Annotated in this window: 15 protein-coding genes and 1 tRNA gene; 6 read left to right on the top strand and 10 right to left on the bottom strand. The window is 41.4% G+C overall.

Annotation, left to right across the window (positions count from 1 at the left end):
- Nucleotides 1-7 precede the first annotated feature (7 nt).
- From C2759_RS04445 to C2759_RS04430, 4 genes are all read right to left on the bottom strand, one after another.
- Entirely contained in the window at nucleotides 8-718 is a 711-nt protein-coding gene (locus C2759_RS04445; RefSeq protein ID WP_215356452.1) for a trans-aconitate 2-methyltransferase, read from the bottom strand.
- Nucleotides 719-1,036: 318 nt separating this feature from the next.
- The gene (locus C2759_RS04440; protein WP_251367026.1) at nucleotides 1,037-2,365 is read right to left on the bottom strand and encodes a glycerophosphodiester phosphodiesterase family protein; all 1,329 of its coding nucleotides are present in this window, start codon (nucleotides 2,363-2,365) and stop codon (nucleotides 1,037-1,039) included.
- On the bottom strand, nucleotides 2,280-3,059 hold the full coding sequence (locus tag C2759_RS04435) for a class II glutamine amidotransferase (RefSeq protein WP_215356451.1): 780 nt from the start codon (nucleotides 3,057-3,059) through the stop codon (nucleotides 2,280-2,282). The genes C2759_RS04440 and C2759_RS04435 overlap by 86 nt, the downstream gene beginning before the upstream one ends.
- A gap of 70 nt (nucleotides 3,060-3,129) precedes the next feature.
- Nucleotides 3,130-3,345, bottom strand: coding sequence for a hypothetical protein (locus C2759_RS04430; RefSeq protein WP_215356450.1), 216 nt, complete (start codon nucleotides 3,343-3,345; stop codon nucleotides 3,130-3,132).
- Between the two features lie 259 nt (nucleotides 3,346-3,604).
- Here C2759_RS04430 and C2759_RS04425 point away from each other — a divergent pair, with 259 nt between their 5' ends.
- The 3 genes from C2759_RS04425 (at nucleotide 3,605) to C2759_RS04415 (ending at nucleotide 5,657) form a co-directional block, all read left to right on the top strand.
- Nucleotides 3,605-3,790: a hypothetical protein gene (locus C2759_RS04425; RefSeq protein ID WP_215356449.1), complete on the top strand. Its 186-nt coding sequence runs from the start codon at nucleotides 3,605-3,607 to the stop codon at nucleotides 3,788-3,790.
- A 214-nt stretch (nucleotides 3,791-4,004) separates the two neighbouring features.
- Complete coding sequence (locus C2759_RS04420; RefSeq protein ID WP_215356448.1) at nucleotides 4,005-4,652, top strand: ceramidase domain-containing protein; 648 nt, start codon at nucleotides 4,005-4,007, stop codon at nucleotides 4,650-4,652.
- 93 nt (nucleotides 4,653-4,745) lie between these two features.
- On the top strand, nucleotides 4,746-5,657 hold the full coding sequence (locus tag C2759_RS04415) for an alpha/beta hydrolase (protein WP_215356447.1): 912 nt from the start codon (nucleotides 4,746-4,748) through the stop codon (nucleotides 5,655-5,657).
- Between the two features lie 283 nt (nucleotides 5,658-5,940).
- On the opposite strand, the gene C2759_RS04410 is transcribed toward C2759_RS04415, so the two are convergent.
- The 6 genes from C2759_RS04410 to C2759_RS04385 all read right to left on the bottom strand — a co-directional run bounded on the left by C2759_RS04410 (nucleotide 5,941) and on the right by C2759_RS04385 (nucleotide 13,227).
- Nucleotides 5,941-7,629 carry an amidohydrolase gene (locus tag C2759_RS04410; RefSeq protein WP_215356446.1) on the bottom strand — a complete coding sequence of 563 codons (1,689 nt, stop codon included), beginning with the start codon at nucleotides 7,627-7,629 and terminating at the stop codon, nucleotides 5,941-5,943.
- Between the two features lie 109 nt (nucleotides 7,630-7,738).
- Complete coding sequence (locus C2759_RS04405; protein ID WP_215356445.1) at nucleotides 7,739-8,863, bottom strand: formylglycine-generating enzyme family protein; 1,125 nt, start codon at nucleotides 8,861-8,863, stop codon at nucleotides 7,739-7,741.
- Nucleotides 8,864-8,867: 4 nt separating this feature from the next.
- Nucleotides 8,868-9,785 carry a transporter gene (locus C2759_RS04400; protein ID WP_215356444.1) on the bottom strand — a complete coding sequence of 306 codons (918 nt, stop codon included), beginning with the start codon at nucleotides 9,783-9,785 and terminating at the stop codon, nucleotides 8,868-8,870.
- A 64-nt stretch (nucleotides 9,786-9,849) separates the two neighbouring features.
- Nucleotides 9,850-11,367 carry an arylsulfatase gene (locus C2759_RS04395; RefSeq protein WP_215356443.1) on the bottom strand — a complete coding sequence of 506 codons (1,518 nt, stop codon included), beginning with the start codon at nucleotides 11,365-11,367 and terminating at the stop codon, nucleotides 9,850-9,852.
- 32 nt (nucleotides 11,368-11,399) lie between these two features.
- Entirely contained in the window at nucleotides 11,400-12,863 is a 1,464-nt protein-coding gene (locus C2759_RS04390; protein WP_215356442.1) for an arylsulfatase, read from the bottom strand.
- A gap of 287 nt (nucleotides 12,864-13,150) precedes the next feature.
- Nucleotides 13,151-13,227, bottom strand: a tRNA-Arg gene (locus tag C2759_RS04385).
- Between the two features lie 258 nt (nucleotides 13,228-13,485).
- Between C2759_RS04385 and C2759_RS04380 the strand changes: the two genes are divergently transcribed.
- From C2759_RS04380 to C2759_RS04370, 3 genes are all read left to right on the top strand, one after another.
- The gene (locus tag C2759_RS04380; protein WP_215356441.1) at nucleotides 13,486-14,343 is read left to right on the top strand and encodes a site-specific integrase; all 858 of its coding nucleotides are present in this window, start codon (nucleotides 13,486-13,488) and stop codon (nucleotides 14,341-14,343) included.
- A gap of 179 nt (nucleotides 14,344-14,522) precedes the next feature.
- Complete coding sequence (locus tag C2759_RS04375) at nucleotides 14,523-15,074, top strand: hypothetical protein (protein WP_215356440.1); 552 nt, start codon at nucleotides 14,523-14,525, stop codon at nucleotides 15,072-15,074.
- The gene (locus tag C2759_RS04370; RefSeq protein WP_215356439.1) at nucleotides 15,074-16,717 is read left to right on the top strand and encodes an AAA family ATPase; all 1,644 of its coding nucleotides are present in this window, start codon (nucleotides 15,074-15,076) and stop codon (nucleotides 16,715-16,717) included. Before C2759_RS04375 ends, C2759_RS04370 begins: the two co-directional genes overlap by 1 nt.
- The last annotated feature ends 26 nt before the right edge of the window (nucleotides 16,718-16,743 follow it).

Below are 16,743 nucleotides of genomic sequence, written 5' to 3'. Positions count from 1 at the left end.
GACATTTCTAAAGACGCTTAAACTCAAGAAAATGTTGGTGCTTTTCTGTGCGATCTTCATACTCAAAACTATAGCTTGATAGCAATTTCTTGGCATCGCTAAAATTATAGGTGCGATAGTGAATCGTCTGTGCCATGACACGATTATCTTTGTCATCTAAGTAATAGTGCTTAGTGAACCCCAGCTCTAAAGGTTCAATCTTTTGTGAATAGATCATCCCATTAGAAATTGGCTTTTCATAATCATAGTGTGGTCCTTGAATTCCCAGTAGCAATTTTCCGCCGGACTGAACAAATTTACTTAAACTTTCAAGTCCAAGATGGTTTGCTTGCTCATCATAGATATGGCTAACTAGAAATGGTTCTTTATTGCCATCAATCACGAAATACCAAACGCCGCCATATGAAAAAACTAAACGATATTGCTGCTCAAGACTTAACTCGGTAATATTTTGCTGACTTAACTTAATATTTGGATACGTCTCTAAACGTTTTTGTGCTATGTCAAGCATCGATTGAGTTAAGTCTATGCCACGGATATTGGCTGTTGGTTCACGCTTGGCAATCTCCTCCAAAATTAAACCCGTGCCGCACCCAATCTCCAAAACATTCTCAAAAGGATGATGACTAAGTAATCCATCAACAATTGCTGGATAGTCGTAATACCCTGAGGTCATAATCGTGTCGTAATGTGCCGACATCTTGGTGTAATCGCCCATCTGCTTTCCATTTCCAATAAGAGTCTTGCAATTTAAGGATTAAAAGCTTTGAGTGGGTGCTTTCTTGCACTATAAACGAAGATTTATGAGCAATAGGTATGATCCAATCTAAACCTTGCCAATGGAGCACTGTATTGAAGCTAGAGTAACGATTAATAAGAGAATTTGGCCTGCCCAGCACGATTCGAACGTGCGACCTACGCCTTAGAAGAATTCGTGGCTACTGGAATGTCTATATATTTTAATGACTGAAACGCATAAATCGGCGCTGTGTAATAAACTGTGCAATGCCTTAATAGAGATTATTCATTTACGTACTTACTTAAGTCCCATACAGTTTGCATAGTAGGTAACAGTTGCAGGCCAGTCTGAAAATATCCCCTTAATACCAACTTGCTTAGCTAGTACATCTAAAACCTCGTAAATTTGGCCATCGGTGTAAATGGCAGATTTAATTGACTGGTGGTACCAGCCTCCCCCCTTATTCATCGGCCCATCACGCTCTAGAGACCATGTAATGATGTTTAATTTAGCCTCTTTTGCCGCCCTAGCGTAAGCCGATGGAGTAATCTCTCCATTACTACCTGTGGTCAGCAGCACCCATATAGGAGGAGCAATATATCGCACTCCTTTCGCATAGAGCTCTTGCATGGTTGGCTTTAAATTTTCAGGCTGTGCAGCATTAAATCCTTTCTGCTCATATCTACCATCCAAATAAATTGCTTGCTTTCCAAACTCGGGTTCATTCTGAATCCAATAAATCACATCACTCAAATTAAAGGATTGTGGAAAAACATCTTTTGGAGAAACGCCAGCTCGCTTATAGTCATTAATGAGAGCTTGTGCATATTGGTCTTGGGTAAATCCTAAATAAGGCATTGGCACAACTGCTTCTTTTAACTCAGGAGTAAATTTACCGCCAAATTGTTTAAACAAAGCGATAGATTCTTGATGCGTTAATAAAGTACCGCCCGCCTCTGAATACAATTCGGTCCTCCAACTTGGTGTGCCCGCCAGATATGACTGAATATCCTGAGCATTTTTATTGAACCCAGCCATCTTGCCGCGCAGGGTTTTAAATTCGTCTAGGGTGATATCAGTTGTACGGCACTCCGCTAGCGCAGGCTCTGTGCCATTTGCTGGGGTAAAGGGCTTGGTGCACTTTTCTTGTAAATTTGTTAGCAATATATTCGTTGTTGCTTGTAAATCATTTTGCGCATGGCGACAAACCAATTGTTTATCTTGAGTAAACGTGACATCACATTCAAAAATACCAGCCCCCATGAGTGCGGCAGCTTTATTGGACTGTACGGTATGTTCGGGAAACTCTAAGGGTGCTCCACGGTGAGCTATAGAAAATGATGTTGGTTTGGGAGTATTACTAGTACAACTTTTTAGCTTCCTTTTTAAGGGCCCCTCTTTCATTGCGTCAATTAAATAAAAGGGTCTTACTCCGTATTGGGTATTTTGACCAAATACTGGAAGACTCATGAACAGGAAGGATGCAAGAATCAAAGAAAGAAATTTTGATTGAAATTGCATGTTTATCTTATTAGACACATTAGAAAAGCGGACTAATTGAAACCGCCTTGTTTTTCCATAAAATAATTTTAGACTCCCCCACCGCAGTCCAATGATCTGAATCATCGTCAAATGGCTCAGACGCAATCGTGTTAATCATCTTCGATTGAGCTTGTTTTTTATGTAAATCAGGCGTCCCATAAAAAAGGGATGGTGACTGCTGATCACTTGAATATCTAAAAGCCCAAATAGATTTACCATCACTTAGGGCTGCTGAAAATCTAAACGGTTCAGTTGCCCCATTAGCCTCTAAAAGAGAGATGACCTTTTCGATTGCCTTTTTGATGCCGCGTATAGGGTCTTTCTCCAATCCACAAGAAAGCGCTAGCAAGAAAAAAGCCTCACTATCTGTGGTGCCTAGTCGGTGATTATAATAATCCTTTGAAATCAAAGACTCAATATCTCGGCGCAGAAATTGCCAATGTCCAATTTGGCCATTATGCATAAAGCTCCATTTGCCATATGTGTAAGGGTGACAATTAGCTCGGGAGATACTGGTACCTGTAGTAGCCCGTACGTGAGCTAAAAATAGACCACTTTTGACATGCTGACTCAGCTGTCTTAAATTCTCATCATTCCATGCAGGTAAAACATCCTTAAATAGTCCCGGAGTTTTTTTACCCCCATACCAAGCTACCCCAAAACCATCACCATTGGTGGTAAAGCTAGATTTTGTAGCTTTAAGGCTTTGGGAGATCAGTGAATTCTTTTGCAAAAAAAGAAGATTTTCTAGATAAATCTTTTCTCCAGCGTAGGCCATCCATCGACACATGTATTAACTCCTCGTGTAAGGCCACAGATTAAAACATCCTAAGCAAATCGAATCAACATCACTCATTGATGATGACAGCAGCCTTCGATTTAATGACTTGCTCAAGCTCATGACTTGTGAGATAGCAAACTGTGGTCTTTGATTTGGCAACCTCATATTGCTCATCTTCAATCGCCTTGATTGGGTATCGCCCCGCCTTTAAAGGCGTGAGCCCAATTACGTCATCATCAAGAACTGTTTTAGCTAAAAAGCTGTCGATTACTTTTAATTGCATGTTTCAATTCTACAAAATCTATATGACAGCCTCTTTATACAGATAAATTATTAAGTAATAGTAATTTAGGTATTGTGAATTATTACTTACCTGTCAAAACAATTATCCTTGATTGAAATGCGGCCATGCAACAATAAAAGTCTGATTATTTGTGTCTAGAGTGCCATTAAAATTTCATATGACAGCTGTTAAATAACTTCCCAGGAACATTTTCCCTGGAATATAACGTCTTCAATCATTTTTCAAGGAGATTTTGGCCATGCAAGTGAACAAAAGTAATGCAAAACTATTTGAACTCAAAAGTTTTAGTAGAAAGTTAAACCTGGAAGAGCGTCCAAAAGATCGGCTGATCATCAAACATCTGCGGCGACGCAAAAATAACTTCTTATTTGATTTTGATGAGCCCAATGATCGCTCATTTCAGTCCGGAGTAAATTATGAATAAGGATATTTTGTTTCACACCCCAGGACGAGGCACATATCTGACTCTTTCATGCACCGCCTTATTGGCCGTAATTTTTATCTTGTGCTTTTATGCGTAAACCCTAATTTCTGTTATCTAGCCATCCATGTGATGGCTTTTTTCTTTATGCCGGAATGGCAAAGTGCTTATGCAGGGGATTGCATTAGTCTCTTGATGCTCCATTAAGATACCCTTTATGAATTCTTGGTTCAATTCTGTAGATATCTATTGTGAGCGCTTAGATGCAAGTTTTTGGGCTGAGCCCATTAATGCCATGAGCAACCTGTCATTCATCGTGGCAGGATTTTTTCTGTGGCGCCTAAGATCTTCCCGCTCCAAACTAATGGCTATTTTGATAATCTTCATTGGCCTAGGTAGTTTTAGCTTTCATACTTTTGCAAATCGCCTTACTGGTCTAATTGATGTCTTAGCAATAGCACTCTATTTAGTAACCTTTGCATTTCTCATCCCCAAGCAATGGTCGAGAAACTCGATGTTGATTCAGTCGGGGTCAGTTATCCTACTCATCCTCAGCATTGTTTTAGCTCAATTATTAATAACTTACTTAAATCCCGCTCTACCTTGGTTACCCCCTGGCATGTACCTAGGCGCTTGGTTGGCGCTGATTATGTATGCATTGGCCACCCAATACTCGAATCTGTCAGCGGCTCGTTTCTTATGGATGGCGGTCATTGTTTTTCCAGCCTCCCTACTGAGTCGTCAAATTGATATGTCCCTATGTGACTCTATTGGTGGTTCGCATTGGTTATGGCATTTATTAAATGGGCTAACCTTGTATTTGAGTAGTTATGGTCTATGCCTAAAGCGCTCTAAACTTCAGTAGCTCTAGATTTTTTTCAGGTTTAAAACTAGGCGCATGGATAGGTTTTTGAATGTGCACTCTCTGCTAATGTGTCATTAATTGAAAATTTTTTCAATGGAAATAAATCCACCAAACAATCTCATTGAAAGTATTAGCTCTTTTTGTTTAAGGTCACTTATAAAGCTAGTTTTCAAGAAATTTATACGGCCGCCTCAAAGTGTTAAAACCCAGCGATTCATACTGGGGATGATCACCCCTTTACTCTTTGGTATCAAAGGTATGAAGAGAGAATTTATTAGCTTGAAAGATTTCAGCGTCGAAATTCTTAACCCACCTAACAAAAAAACCGATAAGGTAATTTTATATATCCATGGCGGTGCATTTTGCCTCGGAAGCCCAAAAACACATAGATCGATTACAACCAGACTTGCAATGCTTACAGGCTACTCGATATGGACTCCAGACTATAAGCTTGCGCCTGAATATAAATACCCGGAAGGTCTTTCTAATGTATTAGATTGCTACCTCAAATTAATCGAAATTGGATTTACTGCTAATCAAATCATCATTGGCGGAGACTCAGCTGGAGGTAGCCTTGCACTGGCGCTAGCACTCAAACTAAAGAAGCTAGGACTCTTGCTACCCAATAAGATATTTTTAATATCTCCCGTTACAGATTTTGAGGTTCGGAGTCCAATAACTGAACTTGCAAAAGAGATTGACCCAATGATTTCGATAGGGTTAATGAAACAGGCTTTTGATTGGTACAAATATGACTCAAAAGATATCTATCACAGTCCGCTTTCACAGGATCTCAGTGGATTTCCGCCCTTACTGATACAAGTTGGTAGCGAAGAAATACTTCTAGCTGACTCATTGAAACTTGCTGAAGTTGCTGAGGAATTTAAGATTAATACCACGTTACAAATTTATAAAGAGAGATGGCATGTATTTCACTTACAGGCTACATATTTACAAACTGCAAGGAGCGCTATCAATGAGATAGCTCTTTTTTGTAAAGTCTAAAGGGATGCAGAATTTTTGGCCTGCCCAGCACGATTCGAACGTGCGACCTACGCCTTAGAAGAATTCGTGGCTACTGGAATGTCTATATATTTCAATGACTTAGATTAATAAATCGGGACTGTGTAATAAACTGTGCAATGCAGTTTGGGGTCTTTGGGCGACCTGAATTAATTAGTGTCGGTTAAACCGACATTACAGCGTCAGGGCCGCGATGGGCTGTTGCTAATCACAAAGCAATCTATCGCACGAAGTTTAGTTAACCTCAAAAAAACAATTTGTCCAACTATGGACGAATAAACAAATCCTTACCATTCTTAATGGTCTTCACAATCTGAATATCCTTAATTTCCATTGGGTCCACTTTCATTGGATTGCGGTCAAGAATCACCATATCCGCAAGTTTTCCAGCTGTAATAGTGCCCTTTGATGCCTCTTCTTTGTACTGATATGCAGGCATAGCAGTAAAGCCACGCAGAGCGGTATATGGATCTATGCGTTGATTGGGTCCTAAAGTACTGCCTCCATAGGTCTTGCGATTAACCGCAGTCCAAATCGTGAACAATGCACTGGGGCCAGATGAAGGCGTGTCATTGTGAAGGCCAAATTGCATTCCTTTTTTCTTAGCCAAATTGAGTGGAACCATATTGTTAGCTCTCTCGTCCCCCAGAATCCGTCTATACACTTCCCCATACATCCAGATGTGGTTAGGCATGAATTGGGGCAAGATTTTATTGGCCTTGTATTGGTCGAGTTGATCATCACGAACAAAGAATGAATGAGAGATCACTGATCTACGATCTTCAGTAACGCCCGTTTCTTTTATTGCTTTAGAAATTCCAGAAAGCGCCATATCAATACCAGCATCGCCATTGGAATAGCCGAAATACTGGATATTTTTTTCATAAGCTAACTTTGCGTACTTATTAACCAAATCCTGGGAAGCAACAGCCATACCGCGCCATTCTTTTGGAAATCCTGTAGTGTCGTTATAAGGCTTGGTGAAATAGGCCAAACGCAATTGTGGCGCACCGTCTGTAGAAACCAATATTCCAGCAACCTTAAAGCCGCCATCACCCTTGGTATAGACTCCAAAAGGATAATTTTTATTAGTTGCAAGCAGTTGATCAACCACATCATAGGTGGGAAGCGCAATCAGGTCTAAGCTGATCACATTACGATCAACTGCTTGGCGCATATTACTAATATCTTGAATCGTAGTTTCATAACTTTGCGCAGTAGTGTATCCATTTGAGACATAGATCTGTTCGGCTTTGCGATAAGTTTCCATCATTAAATCTTGAGAATACTTACCGAATACCTTCGCTGTTGCCTCGAAATTAGGATCACCAATCAACTCACCAGTGAGTTTTCCTGTCTTTGGATCAACGGGCAGCATACCTTGTTTGACTTTAGTGGCTTTGGTAAATCCTAGCTTATTTAGTCCCGCAGTATTCACAATCCCGGTAAGGGTAGAAATATTATTAACAAATACTGGTTGATTCGGAAATGCTACATCTAACTGAGCAATGGTTAAAGGACCATCGGTAAGAAAAGCGTCTGCATACTCTGCGCCAATAATCCAACCATTAAATGGCCTTGCTTCTGCTTTCAAGCGGTCTATTAGCTGCTTAGTAGTTTTCGGCGGATTTTTTGAAAAGTACCCCAGATTGACAGCGAGAGTGTTCTGAGCAATCAGAGTAAAGTGGCCCCAAGCATCTATAAATCCCGGTAATAGAGTTTGACCTTTTAAATCCTGCATTACTGGATTAGCGCCGGCTCCATTTAAAGCGTCTCGCAGATTGCCAACAAAAGTAATCTTCTTACTCTTTACCACAACCGCTTCAACATACTGTGGCTTATCACCCTCCATCGTCAGGATGTCGCCATTGAAATAAATCGCTGCATTGTCGGCAAAGACTTGGGTGGCAATCAAAAGTAAGCATGCGGCTAAATGCAGTTTAAGAATTTTCATGAGTTAATTACTGTTTGACAGATTTGAGGCTAGTGGCAACTGGAGGGGAAATAGGAGAATTGATAATTTTTACCTCAGTAAATACTGCCTCCTAATATTAATGTGCATCTTACTGTAAGGAGTCTTTTACCAATCGAAATCCTAAATGCGACATAGGGCTATATGGATCTGCACCCCGACGTGCGCTTGGACGATACGACTGGCAGTAATCTTCATTGCATAAAAAGGATCCACCACGAATGACCCGTTTTGGGGCATTGGGTGGAACGCCATAATCATCAGGATCATACGAATTACTAGGTCCAAGAGGATTATTCACAACGCTATTTCCATACTCCTTAGCTTGTATTGCAAAATAATCAGCGCGATACCAATCGGCAGCCCATTGCCAAGCATTACCAGTCATATCAAACAAGCCATACCCATTTTGAGGATATGTCCCAACGGAACTGGTACCGATTGCGCCGCCAGCTTTAGGACTTATGACTGGACTCACTACCGGGAATGCTTGCTTTTTTACATCCCAAATATTGGCTGGCAGCTTACCCTCTTGCTCTAGTTGGTCGCCCCATACATAGGTTGCTTGATTTAAGCCTCCTCGAGCCGCAAACTCCCATTCTGCTTCGGTAGGCAATCTCTTTCCAGCCCACTTGGCGTATGCCAAAGCATCTTCGTAACTCACTTGAACTACTGGATGATTGCCTTTGCCATCAATATTACTTTTTGGGCCAGTTGGATGCCGCCAATTTGCACCAGGCACATAGGCCCACCATTGAGAGTAGTCATTCAGATTAACTTTGGTCTTTGTACCAACAAAAACCATTGCTCCAGCTACAAATACTGAGGCTGGCGGCTTAGGAGTTCCTGGTGGAAGTTGTACGCGAATGGTTTCCCAATCGGGAACTTGCTCTGCGGTGGTTTTGTAATTGGTTTCTTTTACAAATTGTGCGAATTGATCATTAGTGACATGAGTGGTATCCATCCAAAATCCAGACACCTTCACTTTATGTGTAGGCTTCTCATTGGCTTGCGCTTTTTTATGATCACTACCCATTAAAAATTCACCACCAGGAACCCAAGCCATACCTTTTGGGCCATTAACGCCATCACCTAAACGGATTTCTGAAATAGCTTGCTGAGGCTTAGAAAAGAAATTAGTCCAGAGTAAATAAGAACCTAATCCGAAAGCTGCAAGAACTGCAATCAGCAACACGCGACCCTGCAGATTTTTCATCTTGCTACTTTCCTAACGGGATGCTAATGGTCGAAATCATGGCATACCCTTCAACTCGGTTCTGCGCCCAGAACTCTTTATAGGCACGTAAATTAATATAGGCTTGTTTTTTACCAATATTAAGTAGATATCCAATTTGTGGGCCAATGGCTGCAACTTGGGATTTGAAGGCTCCTACCCTATTTCCGCTACCAGAGTCCGCAGTGAGTTGATAGTAGCCATATCCCGCAATACCCACCTGCCAATTTTGCGATAGAAATTGTGAAATAGACCAATCCAAGTGGGAATCAATGCCATTCTTGTAATTGGTTTGATTGTTCATCCAGTTATAAGTGGCACCCAGCACGCTAGAAAATTCTAAGCCTATAGTGTTGTTCAAATAAGTGTAACCACCACCAGCATCCATTGCAGCATGACCAATACCAATACTAGAAAGACTGGTTGCACTATAGGTACCCACTGGTATATCTCCAGTCACATAGGTCATAAAATTATTATTACCTTTATTCCAAGCCAAACTGGCCAGGGGATATATATCAGTACTTCCTGTTACCGAATTTGCTTTATTAAATTCAGTATTTAGACTTGAGACGCTTGTAAATGCTGTAGTGGTATTGGAACCAGGACCCCAGCCTACTCCAACATAGGGCTGCCCGCCTAAGATCTTTTCCTCTGCTGAGTATCCCAACTGAAATAAGAAAATGGATTCTCTGGCGCTTAAGCCAGCATTAACACTTTGGCCATGTTGAAAGTTTTTTGATTTATCTGCACTACCACTATAGACATAAGGCATCAATACCAATGACCAACCAGGTTGTGATGGAACTGCAGCCATACTGGCGTATTGACCAGACATCCAAAAGGGAACTCCACCCTCATCTGCCAATAGTGCTTGTGACGAAAAGAAGCTGATTGAAATCAAAAAAAGTTTAGAAAAAATTCCTAAACCTCTTTTGCAAATCTGGCTATGCACTCAATATTTCCTCTTAACGCTGATTAAAGTTGGTTAAGTTAGCAGGTGGAGGGTTGGGGAACTTCTTAACCGAGGCAAGATACTCTTGAATTACTTTGAATGCGTTAACTGAAATGGATTCATAATTTACTAACTGTAAATCTTCATGCGGATCCATTTCGATGTTGTAAACCTTTGGGTAGTATATTGGAACTGAATTAGCAGCTATTCCGCCAAGCATTTGTTGTCCAGTGCCCGTGCGATTCATATCCCTAAAATACATTCTCCACTGCTTCCAGCGTACTGCTACTAAATCTGCGCCAATAAAGGACATTAAATGTTCGCGATTACCTATTTTGTTCTTACCAGTAAGCGTATCTAATTGATTGACTCCATCAATGGCTCGATCTGTTGGTAGCTTAGCACCTAAGACAGCGGCAAAGGTAGGCATAAAGTCCATGATCGAAAACATGGCATATGAAGAGGTATTTGGAGCGATATGACCAGGCCAGCGAATAAAGCAAAAAGTCCGAACAGCGCCTTCCGTGGCCTCGCCTAAATCCCCTCGAAACGGTCCATTTGACCCCATGTCAGGAGCGCCCAAACCCAATCGATCATAAGTCATCATGTATTGTCCGGTACTGCCATTATCAGAGGCAAAAACCAAAATAGTATTGTCCTCAATATTCATTTCTTTGAGGGCATCCATGATTTGGCCAACGTGATAATCCCCTTCCATCAATTTGTCGCCGTACTGACCAATGCGAGACTTTCCTGCAAATTGTTTAGAGGAAAGATTGGGGGAGTGACCCATTGAGAACGGCAGATAAAGAAAGAATGGTTTACCAGCGGCATTCTCTTGCTTCATGAATGCAATTGATTTTTCTGTCAATTCATTATCAATCTCTGCTCTGACCTCCATCGTAAATGGCTTCACACGCTCAAGCGGTCCATTTCCTTTTTGCTGACTAATCCAAGGTCCTTTTTCATACAAGACCTTAGCGGGTACATTTGAATAGGAGTGTGTTTGTATGGCTTGTGCAACGTAGGTGGCAGAGTCCCAAGAGACATCCGGCGGCAAACCATAATACTGATCAAATCCATGAGCGCCAGGCAAGCTTTGAGGTGCTGCGCCCAAATGCCATTTGCCAAAGATTGCCGTTGCGTAACCTGCATCTTTAAACAATTTACCCATTGTGTAGGCTTTGCCTGGCAAAGTGCTAGGAGTACCAGCTTCTGCAACAAGTGACAAACCATTCCGAATGGAGTATTGCCCGGTCATTAATGCAGCACGAGATGGTGTGCATGCTGGCTCTACCAAATACTGGGTCAGCTTCAGCCCACTCTTGGCTAATTCATCAGTGCGTGGCGTAGGAGCACCTCGTAATTCACCGCCACCGTAAGGCCCCATATCACCATAGCCTACGTTATCTGCAAGAATGAAAACAACATTCGGTTTCTTTTTGGAGGATGCTGGGGCCGACTGTGCAAATACAGTTGGCGCAGCGATTGAAATAGATAAAACTCCAATCAATACTCTTTTTAAAAACATTTCAATTCCTATGCTGTTATTAATACAACTACCTATTTATTTGTGTAACCTTTGAAATCTTCACCAACCTTGATATTTGGGTACTTCTTCACACTTTGCTCGTAACCCTCTATCCATTTAAAGCTTGGGGCGTAAACCCAACCCAAGGTCAGATCCGTATACATAAGGTTATTATCTTCATGCGGATCACTACTCAAGTCGTAAATCATCGGAATCTGTGCTTTCACATAAGGCTGCTGAATAGAAACTGGAGATTGCGCGTACCGGAAGATCGTCTTATATGTTTTCCATTTAATAGACATTAATTCGCCATCGATACCAAAGAATGGATATAAATCACGACCAGTTGTTTTACTTTTACCCAGCATGAATTGCGAGGCATCAACACCATCGATAGGTCGATCCTTAGGAACTAAATTAGATGAGCCAACCATACCAGCGATTGTTGGCATCCAATCTACTGCAGCAAACATTTGCTCAGTCACCACGCCTGATGGTACTTTTCCTGGCCAACGAATCATTGCAGGCACCCTCATGCTTCCCTCAAACGGAGTGTTGAAGAAATCGCCGCGCCATGGTCCATTGGTGGCGCCACCAATCTGTGGGCTCGCACCACCTCCAGCGTTATCACTACTGAAGATAAAGATCGTATTGTCTTCAACGCCGGCATCCTTAACAGCTTGCATTACCTGCCCAACCCGATAGTCCATCTCGGCAACTAAATCTGCGAAGAGTCCGCCGCGTTGAGAAGATTTTCCGGCAAAGTTTGGATTAGCCATTGGTGGCTCATGCATTTCTGAATAGCCCACATAAACAAAGAAGGGTTTATCTGCTGCTGCATTACGTTTAATGTATTCAACCGTCTTGGGAATGATGTACTTCTCATCAATCACTGGACGAATCTTTAGATCAAGTGGTATGACGGGTTTAGATTTTTGACCTTTCTTGCCTTCCCATACCATCGGCACAGGAACCCCGCTCTCCTTAAATAGAGGCCACTGTGTATATCCTGCCTCATCCCAAGTGTTTGGTATGCCCCACCATTCATCAAAGCCTTGATCATTAGGCATTCGACCTTGAGTATCTCCAAGATGCCATTTCCCATACAAAGCAGTTGCATAGCCTGAATCAGAAAGCAGCTTAGCGATGGTGTACTCCCATGGCGCCATTCCAGCCTTGCCTTGACCCGGCCAAGGAACTGTGTAAGTTCCGGAACGCACAGGCATACGACCGGTCATGATGGCAGAGCGAGATGGGGTGCACTGCACTTCAACGTTGTAGTTATTAAAGCGAATACCCTGGCTGGCCAACTTATCAATATTTGGTGTGGCTACTGTTCCACCATAAACACCGAAGGAACCCCACCCGGTGTTATCGACAAGGAAGTAAACAATATTGGGCTTTTTTTGTTTTTGGACAGAATCGGATTGAGCAAATACAGGTCCAGTAATTATTGAGATTGAAAAAACTCCAACCAAAAATCTTTTAAAGAACATTGAAGCCCCCACTCATTTAAATATATGTATTAATTAGAATAATTATCCTTATACAGATATAGATTTACGGATCATGTGGGGCGTAGTTACCCTAATGAATAAGCTGTAAGAATGTGGAATTTAAACACTTTCTAAGTGGAAATTTGTCGGTTTACCCTACAAATTTACTGATCAACCTACGCCCTACCGCGGCGATCCATATGATTAACGAGCTTGGTCAATATTTGGTCAACTGACCGCTATAAAACTGGGTTTTTTGATGTCTTCTCGCGGGCCAGTCGGGCCTTTGGCCTGCCCAGCACGATTCGAACGTGCGACCTACGCCTTAGAAGGGCGTTGCTCTATCCAGCTGAGCTATGGGAAAAACTAAGTGAATCAAAGACTTGTAAGGAAATAAAAAAATAGATGACGTCATTTGGTCAATTTTTGGTCAACGGAGTCATTTGTGGCAGCCATTCAAAAACGTGGAAAGAATTACAGAGTCAGAGTTATACGTAGAGGTTATCCCACTCAATCAAAAACTTTTAACACTCACGCCGAGGCAGTTCGCTGGAGCAGAAACATTGAGAATCAAATCGATCAGGGCCTAGTAAGGCCATCTAATAACAGTTCAATACGTATATTGAATAAAAGCACCCTCTTTAAAGATGCTGCCGAGCACTATAAAAAAACGCACTCTATTCACAAAAAGATTGTGCGCTGTGAAATCTCTAGGCTAAATATCCTCATTAAAAGGTGGGGAAGCCTACCAGTTGTTCAAATCCATAAACCTGCTGTTCTAGCGCTTCGTGACGACCTTCTTAAGCTAGGACGCTCTGGTGAAACCATTAACCACTATTTCAATACCGTCTCAAAACTCTTTCAGATGCTCAATGATGAATGGGAGTTAGATATTGCAAACCCTATTAAGGGTATAAAACGGATGCCACCATCAAAAGGTAGAAATAAACGTGTCAATGCTGAATTAGAATCTCTGCTTCTATCTGGTTGCGACCAGCTATCAATCCCCCTACTACGCTCAATCATTCAATTTGCCATCCACACAGGAATGAGGCGAGGAGAGCTCATGGGGCTTACATGGGCTGATATTGACCTACCTAATCGTAAAGCTTATCTTCATCAGACAAAAAATGGTGAACCTCGCCAAGTGCCACTTACAAAGCAAGCAATGGAGGTATTAGAGGCTCTGACTAAAGAAGAGGAAAAGATATTTCCGATGGGAATGGACGCTCTGCGGAGCCAATTTGGGCGCCTTAAAGACTATGTAAAAGGTCAATGGAATGGTGTTGGAGCTAACCCTTTTGATGACCTACGATTTCATGATTTACGCCATGAAGCCCTAAGTCGACTATCTGATGCTGGCCTAAATGTAATTGAGTTGTCTCACATCAGCGGACATCAAACTTTGGAAATGCTAAAGCGATATACACACCCTTCTCACGAAGCTATATTTTTAAAACTTGATGAAGTAAAAATTTAATTTCATAAAAATGTTGAAAAAATACAACAAGCTTAAAAACCTCTAGAGCCATATATTTATTGAGTTTTTTCGTATTGCTCTAGCAATAGGTGACATTAAGAAATAGCCTACATCGCACAGATAAAAAAACATAATATTCCAAATTCGCAGTACTTTTTAAAACTGAAATTAGGAAAAATATGAAAACTATTGATGATGTAATTATTGAAGATGAATTTAACGAACCAGATTGGCTTGAGCCAAATTTTGACAATATTCCAGATGAACTTAAAGCTCAACCATGGGGCGTTTGGAAAGCCGAACCAAGATTAGATAAAGATGGTAAGCACACTGGGAAATGGAATAAAGCCCCAAGGAATCCCTTGACAGGTCGGAAGGAAGGCGCAAATCAACCTAAGAAATTTGGAACATTGGCAGAAGCAATGAAAGCCTATAAGGAGAAGAATTACTCTGGAGTCGGCGTTCTTCTAACAGGAAATGGAATAACAGGAATTGATATTGATGATGCAGCAGAAGTATTTGAGAAAAGACCCGAAGTTGAAGAATGGGTGAAGAAGGCATTTAAAGATGGTGCTCATTGCGAAATATCACCTAGTAGAAGTGGCATAAGGTTATTTGTTGCGGGTAGCTTAGAGGGTGGCGGGCGAAAAAAAGATAGTCTAGAAGTCTATGACGATGGACGGTTTTTAACAGTCACTGGTCACACGATTGGAAGCAAGGAGGGCAAATAATGAAAACGCTAATCCAGGGCCAAGATCTAATCGATGAATTCATAACACTTCTATCACAAGGGGGGGAACAGCAGCCCGTAAGCATTACTCAATCGTCAAATGCTGTCAGCAAAAACATGGCACTAGTTCCTATGAGTATTCAAATGAAACTTCCTGATATCTATAACCCTGCCAGCGGGAGCAATAAATATAAAGAGATCTTCCACGGTAATTTAAGCCCCTATGGAAGCGATCACTCTGCAGCTGACCTCGCTTTATGCGGATACCTAGCTAGGCAAGGTTTAACTTCCTCTGAGGCTGACCATGTATTTAGAACCTCACAGCTTTGCAGAGCTAAATGGGATGAAAAACGGGGGGAAGAAACATATGGGGAGCGAACTTTAAAAAAGGCGTTTTCAGATATTCAAAATTCAGCAATGTCGGCGCCGACTATAAGTACCATAAAAAAACCTATCCTTTCAAATATTACAAACTATAGGCCCACCTACATTCCACAAGGAATGCCCCCAAGACAATTTGTAGGTCCAAAAATTTGTGATGGGATTAGACTATTTCCTAGTAATGCCTTATCTACACTAGTGGCGCTTGGGGCCATGGGGAAAACCTCACTCCTGATTTCTATTGCTAGTCATGTAGCAGCTGGCAAAGAATGGAATGGATACCCCCTAAATCAACAAAAATCAGCGATGTTCTTTTGCGAAGAAGATCAGGAGGAGGTCAATAGGAAATTTAGTGCTTTAGTTGACTCATGGCCAGCAAATGAGAGGCAAGCTGCCATCGACAACCTACTACTAATTCCCCTAATGGGATTAGATACGAGGCTAACAGTCATTGATAAAGGGCACTATAAGGGATCTGGTGTTGCAGAAGAAATAATTGAGCTCTTAAATCAACATGCGTTAAAAGATGGTCTGATAATCCTTGATCATATGCAAGGATTTACCGCGGGAGATTTGAATATCTCTGAAACAGCAACTGCAATATGCAGGGAGGCTAATAAGATTGTGCATGCTACGGGGAGTTCAGTTGTACTTGCAGCTCATATTGGAAAAAATAATATTAAAGCTGAAGAGTTTGAGCAAGGATTTGCAGTTGGTTCGCTTGCATTTGAGAACGCAACAAGGCAGATGTCAGGATTAATTCCTATGACTGAAGCTATAGCTAAGAAGCATGGACTTGAATTATCGAGAAAAGAGTATGTATGGTTCAGTCTCGCCAAAAATAGCTACGGAGGAACCAATGAAGGTGTATGGCTTAAAAAAGTATTCTCACCATCCTTTCACACAATTGTAATAGAGCCGACCACATTAATTATTCCTAGCCCAGCGGGAAAACTTTCTGAGTATGAAAAGATAGGTCAGAAAATAATTGAATACATAAATACTCACTTAAATACAACTAAGAACAATCTGGATGCCCTCTCAGGTAAGGATGGTTACTTTAAATGTAGTAAAGCAAAGCTAAGGGATACATTACAGAGTCTAATTGATTGCGGTGACATCTTGATACATAAGCCAAGTGAAATAGAACGTCAGGAACATTCAATACCAAAGCAAGTAAAGGGAGTCCTAAAAGTAAATACTGCCAAGGCCGCTGTTAAGTCAGCCATTCATTCAAATACTAAAAGTAGCATGGCGGACTAGAACCCCATGACTGATATAGGTTTGTG

The sequence above is a fragment of the Polynucleobacter sp. MG-Unter2-18 genome (assembly GCF_018687675.1).
GTDB lineage: Bacteria > Pseudomonadota > Gammaproteobacteria > Burkholderiales > Burkholderiaceae > Polynucleobacter.
This window is presented reverse-complemented; position numbering and strand designations above follow the sequence as displayed.